Consider the following 1,397-nt stretch of genomic DNA (forward strand, 5'->3'; position numbering starts at 1 on the left):
GAGGATCTCCCCGACCTGGGCGCCGATGGTCTGCACCGGGTTCAGCGAGTTGCCCGGGTCCTGAGGCACCAGGCTGATGCGCGCGCCGCGCAGGCTATCGAGCCGCTTACCCGACCAGCCGCTGATATCCTCGGCGTTAATGACGATCTTACCGCCGTCGCGGCGGGCGTTATCCGCCAGCAGGCCGATAATCGCCTGGGCGGTGGTGGTCTTGCCGGAGCCGGATTCGCCGACGAACGCCAGCATTTCGCCGCGCCTGATGCTAAAGCTGACGCCGTGCACCACCTCGCGCCACTCCTGCCGGGAGCGGTAGCTGATGCGCAGGTTTTCGACGCTTAATACGTTCATGCGCGTTCTCCGCTAAATTGGCGGCTGATGCGGTTGGCGGCGAGCACCACCGCCACCACCGTCACGCCGGGGAAGGTGGTCAGCCACCAGGCGGTTGAAAGATAGTTACGCCCTTCGGCAATCAGCAGCCCCCATTCAGGGACCGGCGGCGGGGTGCCGTAGCCGAGAAAGCTCAGGGTCGAGAGCGCGAGGATCGCCTGACCGAACTGCAGGGTGGCGAAGGCCAGCACGGCGGTCAGCGAGTTCGGCAGAATATGCCGCCAGAAGACGGCGAAGAAGGTCCCGCCGCTGCCGTAAGCCGCTTCGACGTAATCGCTATGGCGTACGCGGACCACCTCCGCCCGCGCCAGGCGGGCAAAGCTGGCAATCGCGGCGACGCCAACGGCCACGGCGGCGTTAACGGTGCCGAAGCCGAGGATGATGATCACCGTGAGCGACAGCAGCAGCGAAGGGATCGCCAGCAGGACGTCAACCAGCCGCATCACCACCGACTCCACGCGTCCGGCGGCGGCGCCGGCAAGGGTGCCGAGCGCGCTGCCGACGATCAGCCCGATGGCGACCGCCGCCAGCGCCGCGCTGAGGGAGTGCACGGCGCCGTAAACAATTCGCGCCCACAGGTCGCGACCCAGCTGGTCGGTGCCGAGCCAGTGTCCGGCCTGCGGCGCCAGGCGCTGGGCGCCGGGTATCCCTTCCAGCGGGCTGTAGGGAGTAAAGAGCTGCGGCGCGACGGCCAGCAGCACGGCGGTAACGATGATCGCCCAGGCCAGCCATAGCCCTGGCTGCAGGCGCAGGGTGCGTCGGCTAAACGTCCGACGGCGGGCGGCGATAGCGTAATCGACCAGGCTCATAGGGCACCTCCGGCAAGCGGTTTCAGACGAGGATCGAACAGCGGCATCAGCAGATCGACCAGCAGATTAATCAGCACGAAGCCGAGGGCCGAGATCATTACCACCGCCTGCAGGACGGCGATATCCTGATTATTCACCGCCTGCTGGGTGAGCTGCCCGAGGCCCCCGCGGCCAAATACGGTTTCGGTAATCAGCGCCCCG

At 66.9% G+C, this 1,397-nt stretch carries 3 protein-coding genes; all 3 read right to left on the reverse strand.

Annotated elements, in window-relative coordinates:
- Positions 1–348 (reverse strand): ATP-binding cassette domain-containing protein (locus tag PFH44_RS27560; RefSeq protein WP_283826837.1); only part of this gene is annotated, 348 nt, incomplete at its 3' end.
- On the reverse strand, positions 345–1,196 hold the full coding sequence (locus PFH44_RS27565) for an ABC transporter permease (RefSeq protein WP_283826838.1): 852 nt from the start codon (positions 1,194–1,196) through the stop codon (positions 345–347). The genes PFH44_RS27565 and PFH44_RS27560, both read right to left, overlap by 4 nt.
- Positions 1,193–1,397: ABC transporter permease subunit (locus PFH44_RS27570; protein ID WP_283826839.1), on the reverse strand; the 205-nt coding region annotated here is incomplete at its 5' end. The genes PFH44_RS27565 and PFH44_RS27570, both read right to left, overlap by 4 nt.

The sequence above is a fragment of the Klebsiella sp. Ech2A genome (assembly GCF_030078455.1).
Taxonomy (GTDB): domain Bacteria; phylum Pseudomonadota; class Gammaproteobacteria; order Enterobacterales; family Enterobacteriaceae; genus Klebsiella; species Klebsiella terrigena.

Coding starts and splice junctions, on each gene's coding strand:
- PFH44_RS27565 (WP_283826838.1), bottom strand. CDS start 1,196: ATGAGCCTGGTCGATTACGCTATCGCCGCCCGCCGTCGGACGTTTAGC.